This is a genomic window from Mesorhizobium sp. M0159, from assembly GCF_040322295.1.
Lineage (GTDB): Bacteria > Pseudomonadota > Alphaproteobacteria > Rhizobiales > Rhizobiaceae > Mesorhizobium.
This window is the reverse complement of sequence record NZ_JAMYTF010000012.1, coordinates 19,820-36,043: the sequence shown is the minus strand read 5'-3', so window position 1 is coordinate 36,043 and position 16,224 is coordinate 19,820. Positions and strand designations below refer to the sequence as shown.

15 protein-coding genes are annotated in these 16,224 nt (G+C 62.5%); 4 read left to right on the top strand and 11 right to left on the bottom strand.

Features of this window, described 5'->3' with window-relative positions; all coding sequences use genetic code 11:
• The first annotated feature begins 230 nt into the window (after positions 1-230).
• Entirely contained in the window at positions 231-1,445 is a 1,215-nt protein-coding gene (locus NKJ32_RS14685; protein WP_352568774.1) for a DUF2865 domain-containing protein, read from the top strand.
• Here the strand turns inward: NKJ32_RS14685 and gltX are convergent.
• From gltX to NKJ32_RS14660, 5 genes are all read right to left on the bottom strand, one after another.
• A complete protein-coding gene (gene gltX / locus NKJ32_RS14680) occupies positions 1,363-2,736 on the bottom strand; it encodes a glutamate--tRNA ligase (protein WP_352568775.1) in 1,374 nt (457 codons plus the stop codon). The two genes, NKJ32_RS14685 and gltX, sit on opposite strands and share 83 nt — an antisense overlap.
• Positions 2,737-2,869: 133 nt before the next feature.
• The gene (locus NKJ32_RS14675; protein WP_352568776.1) at positions 2,870-4,675 is read right to left on the bottom strand and encodes an ABC transporter ATP-binding protein; all 1,806 of its coding nucleotides are present in this window, start codon (positions 4,673-4,675) and stop codon (positions 2,870-2,872) included.
• A 382-nt stretch (positions 4,676-5,057) separates the two neighbouring features.
• Positions 5,058-5,471, bottom strand: coding sequence for a GNAT family N-acetyltransferase (locus NKJ32_RS14670; protein ID WP_352619846.1), 414 nt, complete (start codon positions 5,469-5,471; stop codon positions 5,058-5,060).
• 27 nt (positions 5,472-5,498) lie between these two features.
• Positions 5,499-7,181 carry an NAD+ synthase gene (locus NKJ32_RS14665; protein ID WP_352754783.1) on the bottom strand — a complete coding sequence of 561 codons (1,683 nt, stop codon included), beginning with the start codon at positions 7,179-7,181 and terminating at the stop codon, positions 5,499-5,501.
• 65 nt (positions 7,182-7,246) lie between these two features.
• The gene (locus NKJ32_RS14660) at positions 7,247-7,960 is read right to left on the bottom strand and encodes a DNA-3-methyladenine glycosylase I (RefSeq protein ID WP_352827934.1); all 714 of its coding nucleotides are present in this window, start codon (positions 7,958-7,960) and stop codon (positions 7,247-7,249) included.
• Positions 7,961-8,043: 83 nt separating this feature from the next.
• Here NKJ32_RS14660 and NKJ32_RS14655 point away from each other — a divergent pair, with 83 nt between their 5' ends.
• Both NKJ32_RS14655 and NKJ32_RS14650 read left to right on the top strand, forming a co-directional pair.
• On the top strand, positions 8,044-8,607 hold the full coding sequence (locus tag NKJ32_RS14655; protein WP_023680015.1) for a DUF1003 domain-containing protein: 564 nt from the start codon (positions 8,044-8,046) through the stop codon (positions 8,605-8,607).
• Positions 8,604-9,191: a DedA family protein gene (locus tag NKJ32_RS14650; protein ID WP_352574954.1), complete on the top strand. Its 588-nt coding sequence runs from the start codon at positions 8,604-8,606 to the stop codon at positions 9,189-9,191. The genes NKJ32_RS14655 and NKJ32_RS14650 overlap by 4 nt, the downstream gene beginning before the upstream one ends.
• Before the next feature lie 3 nt (positions 9,192-9,194).
• On the opposite strand, the gene NKJ32_RS14645 is transcribed toward NKJ32_RS14650, so the two are convergent.
• A complete protein-coding gene (locus tag NKJ32_RS14645) occupies positions 9,195-9,500 on the bottom strand; it encodes a hemerythrin domain-containing protein (protein WP_352692314.1) in 306 nt (101 codons plus the stop codon).
• Positions 9,501-9,504: 4 nt separating this feature from the next.
• On the opposite strand from NKJ32_RS14645, the gene NKJ32_RS14640 reads away from it, so the two are divergent.
• A complete protein-coding gene (locus NKJ32_RS14640) occupies positions 9,505-9,801 on the top strand; it encodes a hypothetical protein (protein ID WP_352692315.1) in 297 nt (98 codons plus the stop codon).
• 22 nt (positions 9,802-9,823) lie between these two features.
• Here the strand turns inward: NKJ32_RS14640 and NKJ32_RS14635 are convergent, their stop codons facing one another.
• The 5 genes from NKJ32_RS14635 to NKJ32_RS14615 all read right to left on the bottom strand — a co-directional run bounded on the left by NKJ32_RS14635 (position 9,824) and on the right by NKJ32_RS14615 (position 16,181).
• Positions 9,824-10,183: a diacylglycerol kinase gene (locus tag NKJ32_RS14635; RefSeq protein ID WP_254820160.1), complete on the bottom strand. Its 360-nt coding sequence runs from the start codon at positions 10,181-10,183 to the stop codon at positions 9,824-9,826.
• A 77-nt stretch (positions 10,184-10,260) separates the two neighbouring features.
• Entirely contained in the window at positions 10,261-10,680 is a 420-nt protein-coding gene (locus NKJ32_RS14630) for a GFA family protein (protein WP_352574951.1), read from the bottom strand.
• A gap of 149 nt (positions 10,681-10,829) precedes the next feature.
• The gene (locus NKJ32_RS14625; RefSeq protein ID WP_352448710.1) at positions 10,830-12,203 is read right to left on the bottom strand and encodes a class II 3-deoxy-7-phosphoheptulonate synthase; all 1,374 of its coding nucleotides are present in this window, start codon (positions 12,201-12,203) and stop codon (positions 10,830-10,832) included.
• Positions 12,204-12,382: 179 nt separating this feature from the next.
• The gene (mfd, locus tag NKJ32_RS14620; RefSeq protein ID WP_352692316.1) at positions 12,383-15,880 is read right to left on the bottom strand and encodes a transcription-repair coupling factor; all 3,498 of its coding nucleotides are present in this window, start codon (positions 15,878-15,880) and stop codon (positions 12,383-12,385) included.
• 13 nt (positions 15,881-15,893) lie between these two features.
• The gene (locus tag NKJ32_RS14615) at positions 15,894-16,181 is read right to left on the bottom strand and encodes an FAD assembly factor SdhE (protein WP_023680023.1); all 288 of its coding nucleotides are present in this window, start codon (positions 16,179-16,181) and stop codon (positions 15,894-15,896) included.
• Positions 16,182-16,224 lie beyond the last annotated feature (43 nt).

The following is a 16,224-nucleotide window of genomic DNA, read 5'->3' as shown; positions in this document are numbered from 1 at the left end:
CTTCTGGGCGAATACGCCTTTTTCGTGCATCGCCAGGATGTCTCGGTCGTGGCTCTGTCCGAGTATGTCGTGCGGCGTGGTCGATATGACAGCGCTGGTCGTGGTCGAAGCCGCGCACCGGCGCAAGCCATCCGATTTGGGATGAAGCCGGAATCGGCGGTATGCTAAACAAACGGTTAACCGCAAGCGCGGTAGCTTTCTGAACGACAGGCAGGCGGAGTTTCGGAGGGATGACGGGCGCATGTTGGAAGCTGACGCGGGCCGCCGCGCTGCTCGGCGCTCTGCTACTGTGCGGCATTGCCGTCACTCAGGCGCAGGCCGCTCCGCGCCTCTGCCGCCAGCTTGAAGCCGATCTTGCCGCCGCTTCTCGTGGTGGCGGCGGCAAACCGGCTTTGCTCAGGAAATATGACGACGCAATCGTCCGGCAGCGCCAGCAGATTTCAAAGGCCGTCAGCCAGGCCAGCAGCGCCGGCTGCGGCTTTTCGCTGTCTCGCCGCAACGCCAATGCATGCGCGGCACTCGACGCCACCATCGATCGCATGGCAGCCAATCTCGACGCCCTCCAGGCCAAGCGCGCCGACCTTGCCGGCGGTGGTTCGCGACGCGATCGCGCGCGCATATTGACGTTGCTTGACGCCAATGGCTGCCGCGATGATGGGGCGGCGCGGACGCCCGCGCCGGTCCGCGAAGCCAGCCGTGAAAACGGCAAGCGAAACCTGCTCGACCAGCTTTTGGGCAGTGACGCAACTGAACCCGGTGCGCCCGATCAGCCTGAAGAGCCCGACCAGGCTGAAGAACTAAGTCAGCCGCGCAACATTCGCACCATGCTCAACAACGCCGACGAGTTGGGCCAGCCGCGAGGCGAATTCCGCACCATGTGCGTGCGGACCTGCGACGGTTATTTCTTTCCGATGTCGAATGCCGCCTCACTGGGCGATTTCGAGCGCGACCAGAAGAATTGCGAATCGAGCTGCCCCGGCACAGAAATGCAGGTTTTCTACACGCGCGGCATGAATGGCGATTCGGCGTCCATGACGTCTTCGGTGACCGGCAGGCCTTATATCGAACTGCCGACGGCCTACCTCTACAAGCAGTCCGACATGCCGCGGCCGCCGACCTGCGGCTGCAATGCCGCGCAGAATTTCGAGATCATCGCCGGCAACCCGCCAACCCGGGCACAATCTGAGGCGAATGTAGAGAGTACCCCGTTCATTCCGCTGCCGGTTGCTAGGCCTGATCCGGGCGCCGACCCGGAGTCCTTGGCCAATGCGCAAGACGGTCTCGACCGTGAGGCGATCAGACGCCTTGCCGTCAAGCCCGTGCCTTCGCCGACGTCCCTGCCCCCGCCAGAACAGCGCAAGGTCAGGGTCGTCGGGCCAACGTTCCTTCCCGACCCAGCAGCGGCAACAGATCTGCAAGCTCCGGACCCGAAGGCTGTCCCGTAAGCGCCAGCCTGAGCGGCATGAACAGCGCCTTGCCCTTACGGCCGCTCGCCTCTCGGATCTTGCCGGTCCAGTCTTTCCAGACGGTGCCGTTCCAAGGCTCCTCCGGCAGCAGTTCGAACGCCTGGCGAAGAAAGTCGCGGTCATCGTCGGAAAACTCCGCCGGCTCCTCTGGACCGTCTCGAAGCGTACGCCACCAGATCGCCGCATCGGCCAGCCTGTCGAGATTGCCGCGCACGGCCAGCCAGAAAGGCTCGGCCTGTTCGCCGGAGATGCCGAGCACGATCAGCCGGTCGCGCGCCTCGGAAAACGGCATGTGATGCAGCAGCGTGCGGTTGAGCACGAAGAGCTCGTCCGGGTCGAATTTGGCGGCGGATTTCGATGTTGCAGCCGGATCGAAGCGCTCGGCTAGCTCGGCCATCGTTGGCACCGCCACGACGTTTTCCGAGGTGCCGACGAGCACCGCCAGCGAAGCGATCGCCATCGGCTCGATGCCGCTCTCACGCAGGCTCTGGATGGACAGCGCGCCGGTGCGCTTCGAAAGTCCCTCGCCTGATGCCGTTGTCAGGAGATTGTGGTGGCCGAACACCGGCGGCTCCGCGCCAAGTGCTCGGAACAGGGCTATCTGGACGCCGGTATTGGTGACGTGGTCGTCGCCGCGAATGACATGGCTGACGCCCATGTCGATGTCGTCGACAACCGAAGGCAATGTATAGAGGTAGGTGCCGTCCTCACGCCGCAGAACCGGGTCTGAAAGCGAGGCGAGGTCGACGGTCTCTTCGCCGCGCACCAGGTCGTTCCACTGGATTTCGGTGCGCTCCGGCTGCAGCGGATCGCTGCTGAAGTTGGGCAGCAGAAAGCGCCAGTGCGGCCGCCGGCCATCGGCCTCATATTCCGCCACCTGCTCGGGTGCCAGCGTCAGCGCCTCGCGGCCATAGACTGGCGGCAGGCCACGCGTGCGGCGCACCTTGCGCCTCAGGTCGAGCTCTTCAGGCGTCTCATAGCAGGCATAGACGAGGCGCGCCTCCTTCAGCTTCTGCAGTGCGGCATCATAGATTTCGACCCGCCGCGACTGATACTCCGTGGCGTCGGGGAAGATGCCCAGCCAATGCAGGTCATAAAGGATGGCGTCGGAAAATTCCTGCGTCGAACGGGCAACGTCGGTGTCGTCGAAGCGCTGGATGAAGCGGCCCTTGTTCTTGATGGCGAACAGCCAGTTGAACAGAGCGGTGCGCGCATTGCCGATATGGATGCGGCCGGTCGGTGACGGGGCGAAACGGACGGTAACTGTCATGAGCGGGGCGTACCGGATGGTTTTGCTATTGACAAGACGCGCCCCCGCGCTCGGCGGCAGACATAGAACATGACGAAGGCGAAGAAAAGACTGCAGCGCCACGCGTCCATCAGGACGCGCGGCGCCGCAACCGTCAGATCACCATGCCTTTGGTCAGCTCAAGCGCCTGGCGTTCGAACAGCCGGCGGTAGATGCCGCCTTGCAGCCGGATCAGCTGGTCATGCGAGCCCTCTTCGACGATGCGGCCGCGATCGAACACCAAAAGCCTGTCCAGCGCCCGCACCGTCGACAGCCGGTGGGCAATGACCAGCGTCGTGCGGCCGACCATCAAGCGCTCCATCGCCTGCTGGATCAGCACCTCCGATTCCGAATCGAGGCTCGACGTTGCCTCATCCAGGATGAGAATGCGCGCATCGGCAAGAAAGGCGCGTGCGATTGCAACGCGTTGACGCTCACCACCCGATAGCTTTACGCCACGCTCGCCGACCAGCGTGCCATAGCCTTTCGGCAAATTGGCGATGAAGTCATGCGCGCTGGCCAATCGCGCCGCGTGCTCGATCTCGGCCTGCATGGCGGCCGGCCGGGCATAGGCGATGTTTTCGGCCAGCGACCGGTGAAACAGGATCGGCTCCTGCTGGACAATCGCGATCTGTGCGCGCAGCGACGCCTGCGCCACATTGGCAATATCCTGGCCGTCGATCAGGATATTGCCCGCAGTCACGTCGTAGAGGCGCTGGATCAGCTTGACGAATGTCGTCTTGCCGGAGCCCGAATGGCCAACCAGCCCAACCCGTTCGCCCGGCGCGATGTCCACCGAAAAGTCGCGATAGAGCGGCAGGCGGTGGCTGCCATAATGGAACGTGACCTTGTCGAAGGTGATACGGCCATCGGTGATCCGGATCGGTTTGGCTCCGGGCCGATCCTCGATGCCGAGTGGTTCGGACTGGAAGTCGACCAGTTCCTCCATGTCGTTGATCGAGCGCTGCAGATTGCGGATATGTGTGCCGATGTCGCGCAGATAGCCTTGCAGCACGAAGAATGAGGTCAACACGAAGGCGACATCGCCGGCGCTCGCCTGCCCCCACGACCACAACAGCAGGGAGAATCCGATAACCGCTGCCCTCAAAAGCAGCAGCATCGTCCCTTGCGTGGTGCCGTTGACGGTGCCGCGCATCCAGGTGCGGCGCGTGCGACCGCGCCATTTAGCGACGACCTCGGCAAGCCGTGTCTCCTCGCGTTCCTCGGCGCCAAAACCCTTGACCACGGCATTGCAGCTCACCGCGTCGGCCAGCGAGCCGCCGAGCCGTGTATCCCACGCATTGGCAAGCCTTGCCGCGGGCGCGACATAGCCAAGCGACAGCATCGTCGTCACCGCGATGAACAGAACCGAACCGGTGGCGACGACAGCACCCATCAGCGGCCAGAACCAGCCAAGCAGCAGCGTCGAGCCGACGAGCATGACGACCGATGGCAGCAGCGCGATCAGGATCGTGTCGTTGAGCAGGTCGAGCGCCCACATGCCGCGCGTTATCTTGCGCACCGTCGATCCGGCGAAGCTGTTGGCGTGCCAGTCGGTGGAGAAGCGCTGGACGCGGTGGAAGGCGTCGGCGGCGATATCCGCCATCATCTTCAACGTCAGCTCGACAATGGCCATGAAGGCGAGATTGCGCAGCACGACACCGGTGAGCGCCAGGGCCACCAGCATCGAAAAGGCCGCTGTCGCCGCGTTCCACGCAACATCGTCGGCCGCAGCACTGCTGGCGACGGCATCCACCAGCCGGCCGGAATAGAGCGGCGTCAGCACGTCGGCCAAGGTCGACAGCAGGAACGTGCCCATAATGCCGGCAAGTCGCCACGGCTGACGCCGCCAATGGCTGAGCGTGAAGCCAAGAACGCTGCGAAAGGCGCCCGCGCGCAAATCTATTCGAAAACGAGTCATGATGTCATTCGGGCGCAAACGAGCCCGATCCCACGAAAGTAGAAATTGAAAAACCGCGTCGGCGCCGTTTGGCGCCCGGAGATGCGGAGGTTTGGCGTATTTGGCGGCCCTGTAGAGGGGCGGCGACCGGCAGCGGCGAAATACCTGCCTCGGTTCAGCCTTGCCGCGAGGCTATCTCGCGGCGCACTGACCAAGACCTAGGCTTCGCGGCCTCGCATAACGATGTCAAATCCTGGCATTCGGTTCCTCCTGAAGGGGAATCGCGGAGAGGTGTTTATAGAGACGCCTCAACGCCGCGCCAAGTCAGTAGATAGCCAAAAGCGCATCTGGTCCAAGCAGTGAGACGATTTTGCAACAATCGCGGGTTGTGCGCTGCCTCTGTTCAGGTTGCCGGGATACGGTCGAAGCGCATATAGCGGCCGTCGGTGGAAGGCCTGAAGCCGAGCTTTTCGTAAACCGCATGGGCGTCGTTGGTCGACAGGCTCCAATGCGTGACCGTCTTGACGTCCGAGTGGTCGATAAGCGCCTGGACAAGCCGGGTTCCGATGCCTTGTCCGCGATACCCGGGCCAGACAATTATGTCTGCGAGATAGGCAAATACCGTACGGTCGGTGATCGCCCGGCCGAAGCCGACCTGATTGCCGCCGACATAGGCGCCGACGCACAGTGAGTTGGCGAAGGCGCGGCGGTGCAGTTCATCGCTGCGGCCGCTGCCCCAATAGCTCTCCTTCAAAATGTCGGACGTCGCCCGGAAGTCGATCCGCGACGGGTCGAAGCTGATTTCAAGGTTGGCCATGGCTAAACCGTTAAACAGGCCAATCGCCTACCCGCCATCCCTGAACCGGTTGGTAATGGGATAGCGGCGGTCGCGGCCGAAATTCTTCCTGGTGATCTTCACACCGGGTGCCGCCTGCCGGCGCTTGTATTCGGCGACGTAAAGCAGGTGCTCGACGCGCGTCACCGTCGCCCGGTCATGGCCGCGCGCGACGATGTCGTCGACACCCATCTCGTTTTCGACTAGGCACTCCAATATGTCGTCGAGCACCGGATAGGGCGGCAGCGAATCCTGGTCCGTCTGGTTCTCTCGCAGTTCCGCCGAGGGCGCCTTGTCGATGATGTTGGTCGGGATCACCTCGCCGGACGGACCGAGCGCACCCGGCGGCACATGCGCGTTGCGCCAGCGCGACAGCGCATAGACCTGCATCTTGTAGAGGTCCTTGATCGGATTGAAGCCGCCATTCATGTCGCCATAGAGCGTCGCGTAGCCGACCGACATCTCGCTTTTGTTGCCGGTGGTGACCACCATCGAGCCGAACTTGTTGGAAATCGCCATCAGGATGGTGCCGCGGGCCCGGCTCTGCAGGTTTTCCTCGGTGATGCCTTCGTTGGTGCCCTCGAAAAGCTGTGTCAACGTGTGCAGGAAGCCCTCGACCGGCTCGAAGATCGGCACGATATCGTAGCGGCAGCCGAGTGCGCGGGCGCAGTCCTCGGCATCCTTCAGCGAGTCCTTCGAAGTGTAGCGGTAAGGCATCATCACGGCGCGCAGCCGTTCCTCGCCCAGCGCATCGACGGCAAGTGCCGCGCAGATCGCCGAATCGATGCCGCCGGAAAGGCCGAGCACGACATTCTTGAAGCCGTTCTTGTTGACGTAATCGCGCAGGCCCAACATGCAGGCGCGGTAGTCGGCCTCCTCCTTCTCCGGGATTTTCGACATCGGTCCGTCAGAGCAGAACCAGATGTCATTCTTTCGCTTCCAGGTGGTGACGTTGACCGTCTCCTCGAACTGGCTCATCTGGAAGGCCAGCGTCTTGTCAGAACCTATGGCAAACGATGCGCCATCGAAAACCAGCTCGTCCTGGCCGCCAAGCTGGTTGGCATAGATAATCGGCAGTCCGCATTCGATGACCTGGCGGATGACGATCTGGTGGCGGACGTCGACCTTGCCGCGGTAATAGGGCGAGCCGTTCGGGACCAGCAGGATTTCCGCGCCGCTTTCGGCCAGCGTCTCGCAGACAGCAACCTCGCCCCAGATATCTTCGCAGATCGGCACTCCCACGCGCACGCCGCGGAAATTGACCGGCCCCTGGATCTCGGGGCCGGCCTGGAAGACGCGCTTCTCGTCGAACTCACCGTAATTCGGCAGATCGAGCTTGTAGCGTTCGGCAAGGATCTTGCCGCCATCGGCAAAGATGATCGAATTGTGCGTGCCGGTCTTGCGCTTCAACGGCGTGCCGATGACGAAACCCGGGCCGCCGTCGGCGGTATCGCCGGCGAAATCCTCCGCCGCCCGCTCGCAGGCCTTCAGGAAGGCGGGCTTCAGCACCAGATCCTCAGGCGGATAGCCGGCAAGGAAAAGCTCGGTAAACAGCACGAGGTCGGCGCCTTGGCGGGCGGCATCCGCCCTCGCCTCGCGTGCCTTGGCAAGATTGCCGGCGACGTCGCCGACCGTCGGATTGAGCTGGGCGACGGCGATGCGCAATATGTCTGGAGCGGTCTTTTCTGTCATGCCCGTGGGTTTAGCGCGGCAAAATTCGTCGAGCAATGGCGTTCGTTTGGACCAAACAGTCGATCCTATTCGCACATATATTCGCGCAAGGCTTCCGGCGGATGGTTCTCGCCGATCGACATTGCCAGAATGCGCGAAATGTGCCGGCGCGGCAGCCGGGTTTCCGCCGCCCAGGCGTTTATCTGCACTTGGATCTTGCCCAGGTCCTTCTTCGATGTTGGGCTCTGCGCGAGGTCGAGCCCGGCGTCGCGCAGCGCTGCCGCCATGTCGGCCGAGACGATGAAGGCGTCCCACTCCAGCCAGCGCAGAAAATACTGGCCGGTATTGCCGCCGAGCCGGCTGCCATGCTTGCCGAGATAGGCCATCAATCCGACCTGGTCATCCGCCGGCCAATTGGCCAGGAACTTGCCGAAGCTGCCATGCTCCTTCGACACGCGCTCGACGAAGGCTGCGTTGTCGCGTACGGATTTGATCTTCTGCGGATTGCGGACGATGCGCTTGTCGGCTGTGAGATCGTGCCAGAAATCGTCAGGCTGGAACAGCAGCCGCTTCGGCTCGAAGCCAAGAAATGCTTCCTCGAAACCCGGCCATTTCTGCTCGATGACGCGCCAGACAAAGCCGGCGGCAAAAACCCGCTCGGCCATGGTCGACAGGATCCGGTCGTCCGCAATCTTTGCCACCGCGGCATTGTCGGGCATAGGACCCAGCAGCGACGTCAGCGCTGCCTCACCGCCTTTGCGCTTCGCTGCACGGGCGCGAATTTTCTGAAAATCCACCATTGTTTCCTGACCCCATCGCGTCAATCTACCACTTCCCGTATGAACCGGCAGCTTCTACCTCATCGCTGACGACGGAGGCGACGATGAACAAAACGATCGAGGACCTGGCAAGCCGCTGGCTGAAGCGAAAGCCGGACGGCCTGAGCGCGCTCGAAAGCCGGGTACTGCAATCTACGCTCGAGCGCACCACGATCTCCAAGGACACCAACAAGGCCGTCGCCTTTCACCAGACGTTTGGAGATCGCCTGGCCGACACCATCGCCCGGATCGGCGGCTCGTGGTCCTTCATCCTGGCATTCATTGGCTTCCTGATCCTGTGGACGGCAGGCAATGTCTGGCTCTTGTCGCGCGCCGCCTTCGATCCCTATCCCTTCATCTTCCTCAATCTCGTGCTTTCCATGGTTGCCGCCCTGCAGGCGCCAGTGATCATGATGGCGCAGAACCGCCAGACGGAGCGCGATCGAATCGACGCCGCCCACGACTATGAGGTTAATCTCAAGGCCGAGATCGAGATCATGGCGTTACACGAAAAGCTCGACGAACTGCGCCACAGCCAGATCATCGGCATGCGAGACGAGATCGCCCGGCTGGCCGAGCAGGTGAAGCGCATCGACGACATTCTGTCGAAGCAGCGAACGTCTTCATGACGGAAGTCATCCATCGTCTCATTGAGCAATATGGATTGGTCGCGGTTTTTCTGGGCTGCGTCGCCGAGGGCGAAAGCGCCGCAATTCTTGGCGGTTTTTTTGCGCATCAGCATGTCTTCGTCCCGTGGCAGGCGTTTCTCGCAGCCGCGCTCGGCGCCTTCGGTGGCGACACGTTGTTCTTCATCTTGGGACGGAGCTTCGCCGACCATAAATTCGTGATCAGGCTCCGAGCCCGGCCGGGCTTCAGCCACGCCTACCGCCTTGTCACCTCTCATCCCAACATTTTCGTGCTGTCGAACCGTTACATCTATGGCCTGCGACTGGTCGGCGGAATCGCGGCCGGGCTGTCGGGCATCGCCGCGGCGCGCTTCATCATCCTCAACGCCATCTCGTCGGTAGTCTGGGCGGCACTGTTCTGCACTGTCGGTTATGTCTTCGGGCTGGGCGCGGAGCACATCGTCGGCCAGGCGCTGGCCCGCCACGAGCGGTTGCTGATCGCTCTGGCAATCGGCCTCGTTGTGGCTATCCTCGGCTGGCTGGCGTCGCACTTCCTCGCCAAGAAGGAGCTTCGCAAGGGAAGCTGATCGTCAATCTATGCCGAGCGCACGGTCACCCTTTTCCAGGATCAGCGGGATGATCAGGTCTTCCTCGTCGGCAAGATGCCTGGTCAGCATGGCGATCAGCCGGCTGTTCTCGTCGGCATAGGCATCGGCGGCGAAACGCTGTTTGTCTTCGCTCTCCTGAAGCGTGCGGATGAAGGCATTTGCCGCCTCGGCATTGCGCTCCAGTCCCTCATGGATTGTGTGGTGATCGGCATCGAGAATCTCGAAGCCGCGCTTCAGACGGGTCTCGGCCCTGGCGAAGACCGGGAAATAATGATGGTCCCTCGACATTGTGATGGCCGTCGAGATTGCCGAGGAAATGGTTGAGGCGCGGCGCGAACCAGCGCGCGAATTCCGGCGCGTTCAGCCTACCTTCTCGATAATCGCCGATACCATTGGTGAGCATGCCGCCAAGCTCGCGGAACATATCGTGCCGCTGCAGCCACATATTGGCCACGCCGTGGATGTTGGCATGCGCCTGCCAGATCTCGCGCGGATATTTTTCGGCCAGCCAGCGCAGATCGTCCGGCAGGCCCTCACGTTCGAGCAGCAGAAATCCGGCGGTATCGGTCATGTCGGTTCCCTCAATTGACCGGCATGTAGTGTTTGAAACGTCAGATCGGTACCCCGAGGATCCGCTCGACGATGGCGACGCCCCAGACGCCTGCAGCGATTACCACCGAAATAAGCACCGCCAGCGAACCGCAATCCTTGGCCAGTTGGATATCGATGTTGAATTCGCGGCTGAACGCGTCGCATGCCGCCTCGATGCCGGTGTTCAACACCTCGATCATGATCATGAGCAGCACCGCGCCGATAAGCAGCGCATAGCCGCGCCACGATTCCGAAAGGAACCAGCCGAGCGGCAAGGCAAGCACAAGCAGCGTCAGCTCCAGCTGGAAGGCCTCCTCGCTGGCGGCCAGTTTGCGAAACGCCCGCACCGAGTTGTAAAAAGCGTCGATCAGCCGCTGCATGCCAAAACCCTTCGGAATCACCGGCAGGGGATTAGCGCAATGGCTGGACCAAGGGAATAAGGCGACCTCTTCAAAAATCAGTCGCCTGCCACCTTGATCGACGGCGTCGACTTCTCGAACTGCGGCAGCCCGTCATCGATGGCGTAATAATCGCCCTTGTCGCCGACGAAGATATGGCATTCTCCTTGAAGCCCGGTTGGCGCGTCGAACAGCCCTGCCATGACCGAAACATAGCCGTCATCGCTCGGCTTCCAGAACAGCAGAGAGCCGCATGTCTTGCAGAAGCCGCGCCTGGCGAACGAAGAGGCCTCGTACCAGGTGATGCTCTCCGCGCCGGTGATTGTGATGTCGCGGTCGGCAACGTTGGCCGCCGCATAAAAATGCCCGCTCTGCTTCCGGCACTGCGAGCAATGGCAGTAGACGACACCGCGTAGCGGTCCTCGTGTCTGGAACCGCACTGCCCCGCACAAGCATGATCCGCTGTGACTGTCAGCCATGTCGGCCTCCCGATGCAATTGCCATCGCCTGGCAGGATTCCAGTTTTGCGCGCGTTAGGCACGAGCAAATGCGACACCGGCGGGATTGAATAGAAAAAGCGCCGGTTTTCGCCCGGCGCTTCTTCAATGACATCACAGTTCAGATCGTATCAGCCATTGACGGCCTGCTTGTGCTGGACCGGATGGGTCTTCTTGAGCAGATCGGAGACCAGGAACGCCAACTCGATCGCCTGGTCAGCGTTGAGGCGCGGATCGCAATGGGTGTGGTAGCGATCCTGCAGCTCTTCGGCGGTGATGGCGCGGGCGCCACCGGTGCATTCCGTGACGTTCTTGCCGGTCATCTCGACATGGATGCCGCCCGGATGCGTGCCTTCGGCGCGATGCACCTCGAAGAAGGTCTGCACCTCCTTCAGGATGCGGTCGAATGGCCGTGTCTTGTATCCGGCGGCCTCGATGGTGTTGCCATGCATCGGGTCCGACGACCACACCACGCTGCGGCCTTCCTTCTGCACCGCGCGCACCAGCTTCGGCAAATGATCGGCGACCTTGTCGGAACCGAAGCGCGCGATCAGCGTCAGCCGGCCGGGCTCGTTCTCCGGATTGAGCAGGTCGATGAGCTGCAAGAGGCCATCCGGCGTCAGCGACGGACCGCATTTCAGCCCGAGCGGGTTCTTGATGCCGCGGCAATATTCGACATGCGCATGGTCGGGTTGGCGCGTGCGATCACCGATCCAGATCATGTGGCCAGAGGTGGCGTACCAGTCGCCCGAAGTCGAATCGACGCGAGTCAGCGCCTCTTCATAACCGAGCAGCAGCGCCTCATGACTGGTATAGAAGTCGGTCTCGCGCAGCGCGTAATTGGTCTCCGAGGTGATGCCGACGGCCTTCATGAAGTCCATCGTCTCGGTGATGCGGTTGGCGAGCGACTCGTATTTCTCCCCCTGCGGGCTGTCGGACACGAAGCCAAGCATCCATTGATGCACGTTCTCCAGGCTGGCATAGCCACCTTGGGCGAAGGCACGCAAAAGGTTGAGCGTGGCCGCCGACTGGCGGTACGCCATCTCCTGTCTTGCAGGATCGGGAATGCGCGACTTGGCGTCGAACTCGATGCCGTTAATGATGTCGCCGCGATAGCTCGGCAGCGTCACGCCGCCCTTGGTCTCATTGTCGGACGAGCGCGGCTTGGCGAACTGGCCGGCGACACGGCCGACCTTCACCACCGGCTGGGCGCCGGCGAAGGTCAGCACCACCGACATCTGCAAGAAGACGCGGAAGAAGTCGCGGATATTGTCGGCGCCATGTTCGGCGAAGCTCTCGGCGCAATCGCCGCCCTGCAGAAGGAATGCGTCACCGGCAGCGACGGCTGCAAGCTGCTTCTTCAGCTTGCGTGCCTCACCTGCAAAAACCAACGGCGGAAACGTGGCAAGCTGGGCTTCCGTGTTCCTCAGCGCGGCAAGATCCGGATAGGCAGGAACCTGCTGGATCGGCTTAGCTCTCCACGAATTCGGCGACCATTTCGTCATCGAAGCACCTAACGCTCTTTCACACGGACGCCATCGCCCGCCAATCCGCCCCATATGGGGTCGCGGCTCCATACACGAAGCCGATTTCCTATTCTAGACCGGAAGTGGTCGCGTGGCGAATGAGCACGGCACTGCGAAAGTGCCGGTGCGGTTGTGCCCAGAGCACCACCGACGCGCTGCTACGCCGCCTTCTCCACCAGCCGCGCCAGCTGCGTCATGACAACCGCTGAGCCAGCCAGCCGCTTCTCGGGCGTCGCCCAGTCACGGCTGAAGACGACGCTCTGGTCGGGTCGGATCTTGGCCAGCGAGCCTTGTTCGCCGATGAGCTTGACCAGCCCGACCGGATTGGGGAATTCCCGCTTGCGGAAATGGATGACGACGCCTTTCGGCCCGGCGTCGAGCTTCTCCACGTTGGCCTTGCGGCAAAGCGCCTTGATGAAGACGATCTTCAACAGATGTTCAACCTCTTCCGGCAGCGGCCCGAACCGGTCGATCAGCTCGGCGCCGAAAGCATCGATCTCTTCCGTATTTTCGAGATCGCCAAGACGGCGATAGAGCGCCAGCCTGAGCTGCAGATCCGGGACGTAGCTTTCCGGGATCATCACCGCCGTGCCGACGGCGATCTGCGGCGACCAGCCGCCGTCCTGCACCTCGCCGGAATCCTTCACTTCGGCCACCGCCTCCTCCAGCATCTGCTGGTAGAGCTCGAAACCGACCTCCTTGATGTGGCCCGACTGCTCTTCGCCAAGCAGATTGCCGGCGCCGCGGATGTCGAGGTCGTGGCTGGCCAGCTGGAAACCGGCGCCTAGCGTATCGAGCGACTGCAGCACTTTCAGCCGACGCTCGGCTGTATCGGTTAGCTTGCGGTTGGCGGGCAGCGTGAACAGCGCATAGGCGCGCACCTTCGAACGGCCGACGCGGCCACGCAACTGATAGAGCTGCGACAGGCCGAACATGTCGGCGCGATGCACGATCAGCGTGTTGGCGGTCGGTATATCGAGGCCGGATTCGACGATTGTGGTCGACAAAAGCACGTCGTACTGGCCGTCATAAAAGGCATTCATGATATCGTCGAGCTCGCCGGGCGGCATCTGGCCATGGGCCACCGCCACTTTCAGCTCAGGTACAGATTCGCGCAGAAAATCATGGATTTCCGCGAGATCGCTGATGCGCGGTACGACGTAGAAGGAATGGCCGCCGCGGTAGCGTTCTCTGAGCAGCGTCTCGCGGATGACCAGCGGATCGAAGGGCGAGATGAAGGTGCGCACCGCCAGGCGGTCGACCGGCGGCGTAGCGATCAGCGACAACTCGCGCACGCCGGTCAAGGCAAGCTGCAGCGTGCGTGGGATCGGCGTCGCCGACAAAGTCAGAACGTGGACGTCGGTCTTGAGATCCTTCAGCCGCTCCTTGTGCTTGACGCCGAAATGCTGCTCCTCATCGATGATCAGCAGACCAAGATTCTTGAACGAGATCGAGGAGCCGAGCAGTGCATGCGTGCCGACGACGATATCGATCTGGCCTTCGGCGATGCCCTTCTTGGTCTCCGCCAATTCCTTGGCGCCGACCAGCCGCGAGGCCTGGGCGACGCGGATCGGCAGGCCGGAGAAGCGCTGCGAGAAGGTCTTGAAATGCTGGCGCGACAACAATGTCGTCGGCACCACTATGGCCACCTGAAAGCCTTCCATCGCCCCAATGAAGGCGGCGCGAAGTGCAACTTCGGTCTTGCCGAAGCCGACATCGCCGCAGATCAGCCGGTCCATCGGCTTTCCGGCGCCTAGATCATCCATGACCGAATCGATCGCCGTCTGCTGGTCATCGGTCTCCTCATAGGGAAAACGCGCTGCAAACTCGCCATAGAGGCCTTCCGCCGGCACCAACGCCGGCGCGGCCCGCATTTGTCGCTCGGCCGCGATGCGGATCAGTTGCCCGGCCATGTCGAGCAGGCGCTTCTTCAGCCGCGCCTTGCGCGATTGCCAGGCGCCGCCGCCAAGCTTGTCGAGCGTCGCCTCGGCCGAATCCGAGCCATAGCGCGACAGCAGCTCGATGTTTTCCACCGGCAAGAATAGCCGATCGTCGCCGGCATAGTGGATTTCGAGGCAATCGTGCGGCGCACCGACCGCCTCGATGGTGCGCAGCCCGATGAAGCGGCCAATGCCATGGTCGGCATGGACGACGATATCGCCTGAAGACAATGCCGAAGCCTCGGCGATGAAGTCGGACGCGCGCTTCTTGCGCTTCGAGCGCCGGATCAGCCGGTCGCCGAGAATGTCCTGCTCGGCGACGACGACCAGTTTCTCAGTCTCGAAGCCGGATTCGAGCGGCAGCACGGCCAGTCCCGCCTGCCCTGGCTCAAGCCTTTCGGCTTCGGCAAGCGTCGCCACCGGCTTCAGATTGCCAAGGTGATGCTCGACCAGGATCTGGCCGAGCCGGTCGAGCGAACCTTCAGTCCAGCCGGCGACGACGACACGGCGGCGTCCAGCGCGCTCGTCGGAAATGTGTTTTACGACGACGTCGAAAACGTTGGCGTTAGGATCGGCGCGTTCCTCGACGAAGCTGCGGCCGTGGCGCGAGCCGGCATGGAACACCTTTTTCGCGCCGGCATCGGGCGCGTCGAAGGCCGTGAAATCTATCGCCTCGCGCGGGCCAAGCGAGGCAATCAGGTTCTCGGGCGACAGATAGAGCAGATCCGGCGGCACCGGCTTGTAGGGCACCGCGTCCTTCAAGGCGCCGTCGGCCTGCTTCTTGCGCGCTTCGTAGTGGTCGAGGATCAGAGTGTGGCGCTCGGCCAGTGCCTCATGCGCCAGATGGTCGAAAACCACAGGCGCATCGGGCAGGTAGTCGAAGACGGTTTCCAGCCGCTCATAGAAGAACGGCAGCCAGTGCTCCATGCCGGCAAACCGCCTGCCCTCGCTGACCGCCGCATAGAGCCCATCGTCGCGGGAGGGCGCGCCAAAGGCTTCGATGTAGGCGCGGCGGAAGCGGCTGATGGTTTCCGGCGTCAGCGCCACCTCGCTCATCGCCTGCAGCGCCATCGATTTGCGTTGGCCGATGGTGCGCTGGGTTGCGGTGTCGAAGACGCGGATCGATTCCAGCGTATCGCCGAAGAAATCGAGGCGCAGTGCCTCCGTCCAGCCGGGCGCGAAGAGATCGAGAATGCCGCCGCGCACCGCAAATTCGCCGATGCCGCGCACTGTCGGCACTCGCTCGAAGCCGGAATTCTCCAGCCGCGACACCAGCACGTTCATGTCTATCTGGTTGCCGGGTTTGGCGTGGAAGGTCTGCGCCTCGACGAGTTCAGCCGGCGGAATGCGTTGCAACAGCGCATTCGCAGTGGTGAGGACGACGGCGCGGTGCGGCTTCTTCGCCAGCGCAATCATTGCGGCCAGTGCATCGAGCCGCCTTGCGGCGGCATCGGCGCCGGGCGAGACGCGGTCGTAAGGCAGGCAGTCCCAGGCCGGCAGTTCCAGCACCGGCAGGCCCGGCGCCGCAAAGGCAAGCGCCTCGACGATCGCCGGCAGACGCTGGCCGTCGCGCGCCACGAACAGCACCGGCTTGTCGGGGGCGATCTCGTGCGCAGCCTGCACCAGCGCAAAGGCTTCGTAGCCGTCGGCGACGCCATCGACGATGAACTGGCCGGCGCGGCCTTTCGGCAGACCGATCGTAGGGATAAGGCTCATGGCTACACGTTGTTCAGAAGGTCATCTCCCGGCGCGAAGCCAGGATTTTTTGCAGGACGGCACAGTCGATATCCGCCGGAACCGGGCGTTCGCCAGTGACGAGAGGCAGGAATTCGGTGTCGGGAATGTCGAGGAGCCTCTCATATTGGTCGATTTCGTCGCCGGTCAAGGCGCCGATCTCGGCGTCGGCGAAGCTGCCGAGTATAAGGTCCATCTCGCGCATGCCGCGGTGCCACGAACGAAACAGAAGCTTGCGGCGGCGGGCATCGAGCCCCTCGCTTGATCGTTTCGTTCCGGTCATCTTGCAACATCCTTGCCCAGGCGGCGCATATAGCGTGGATAGA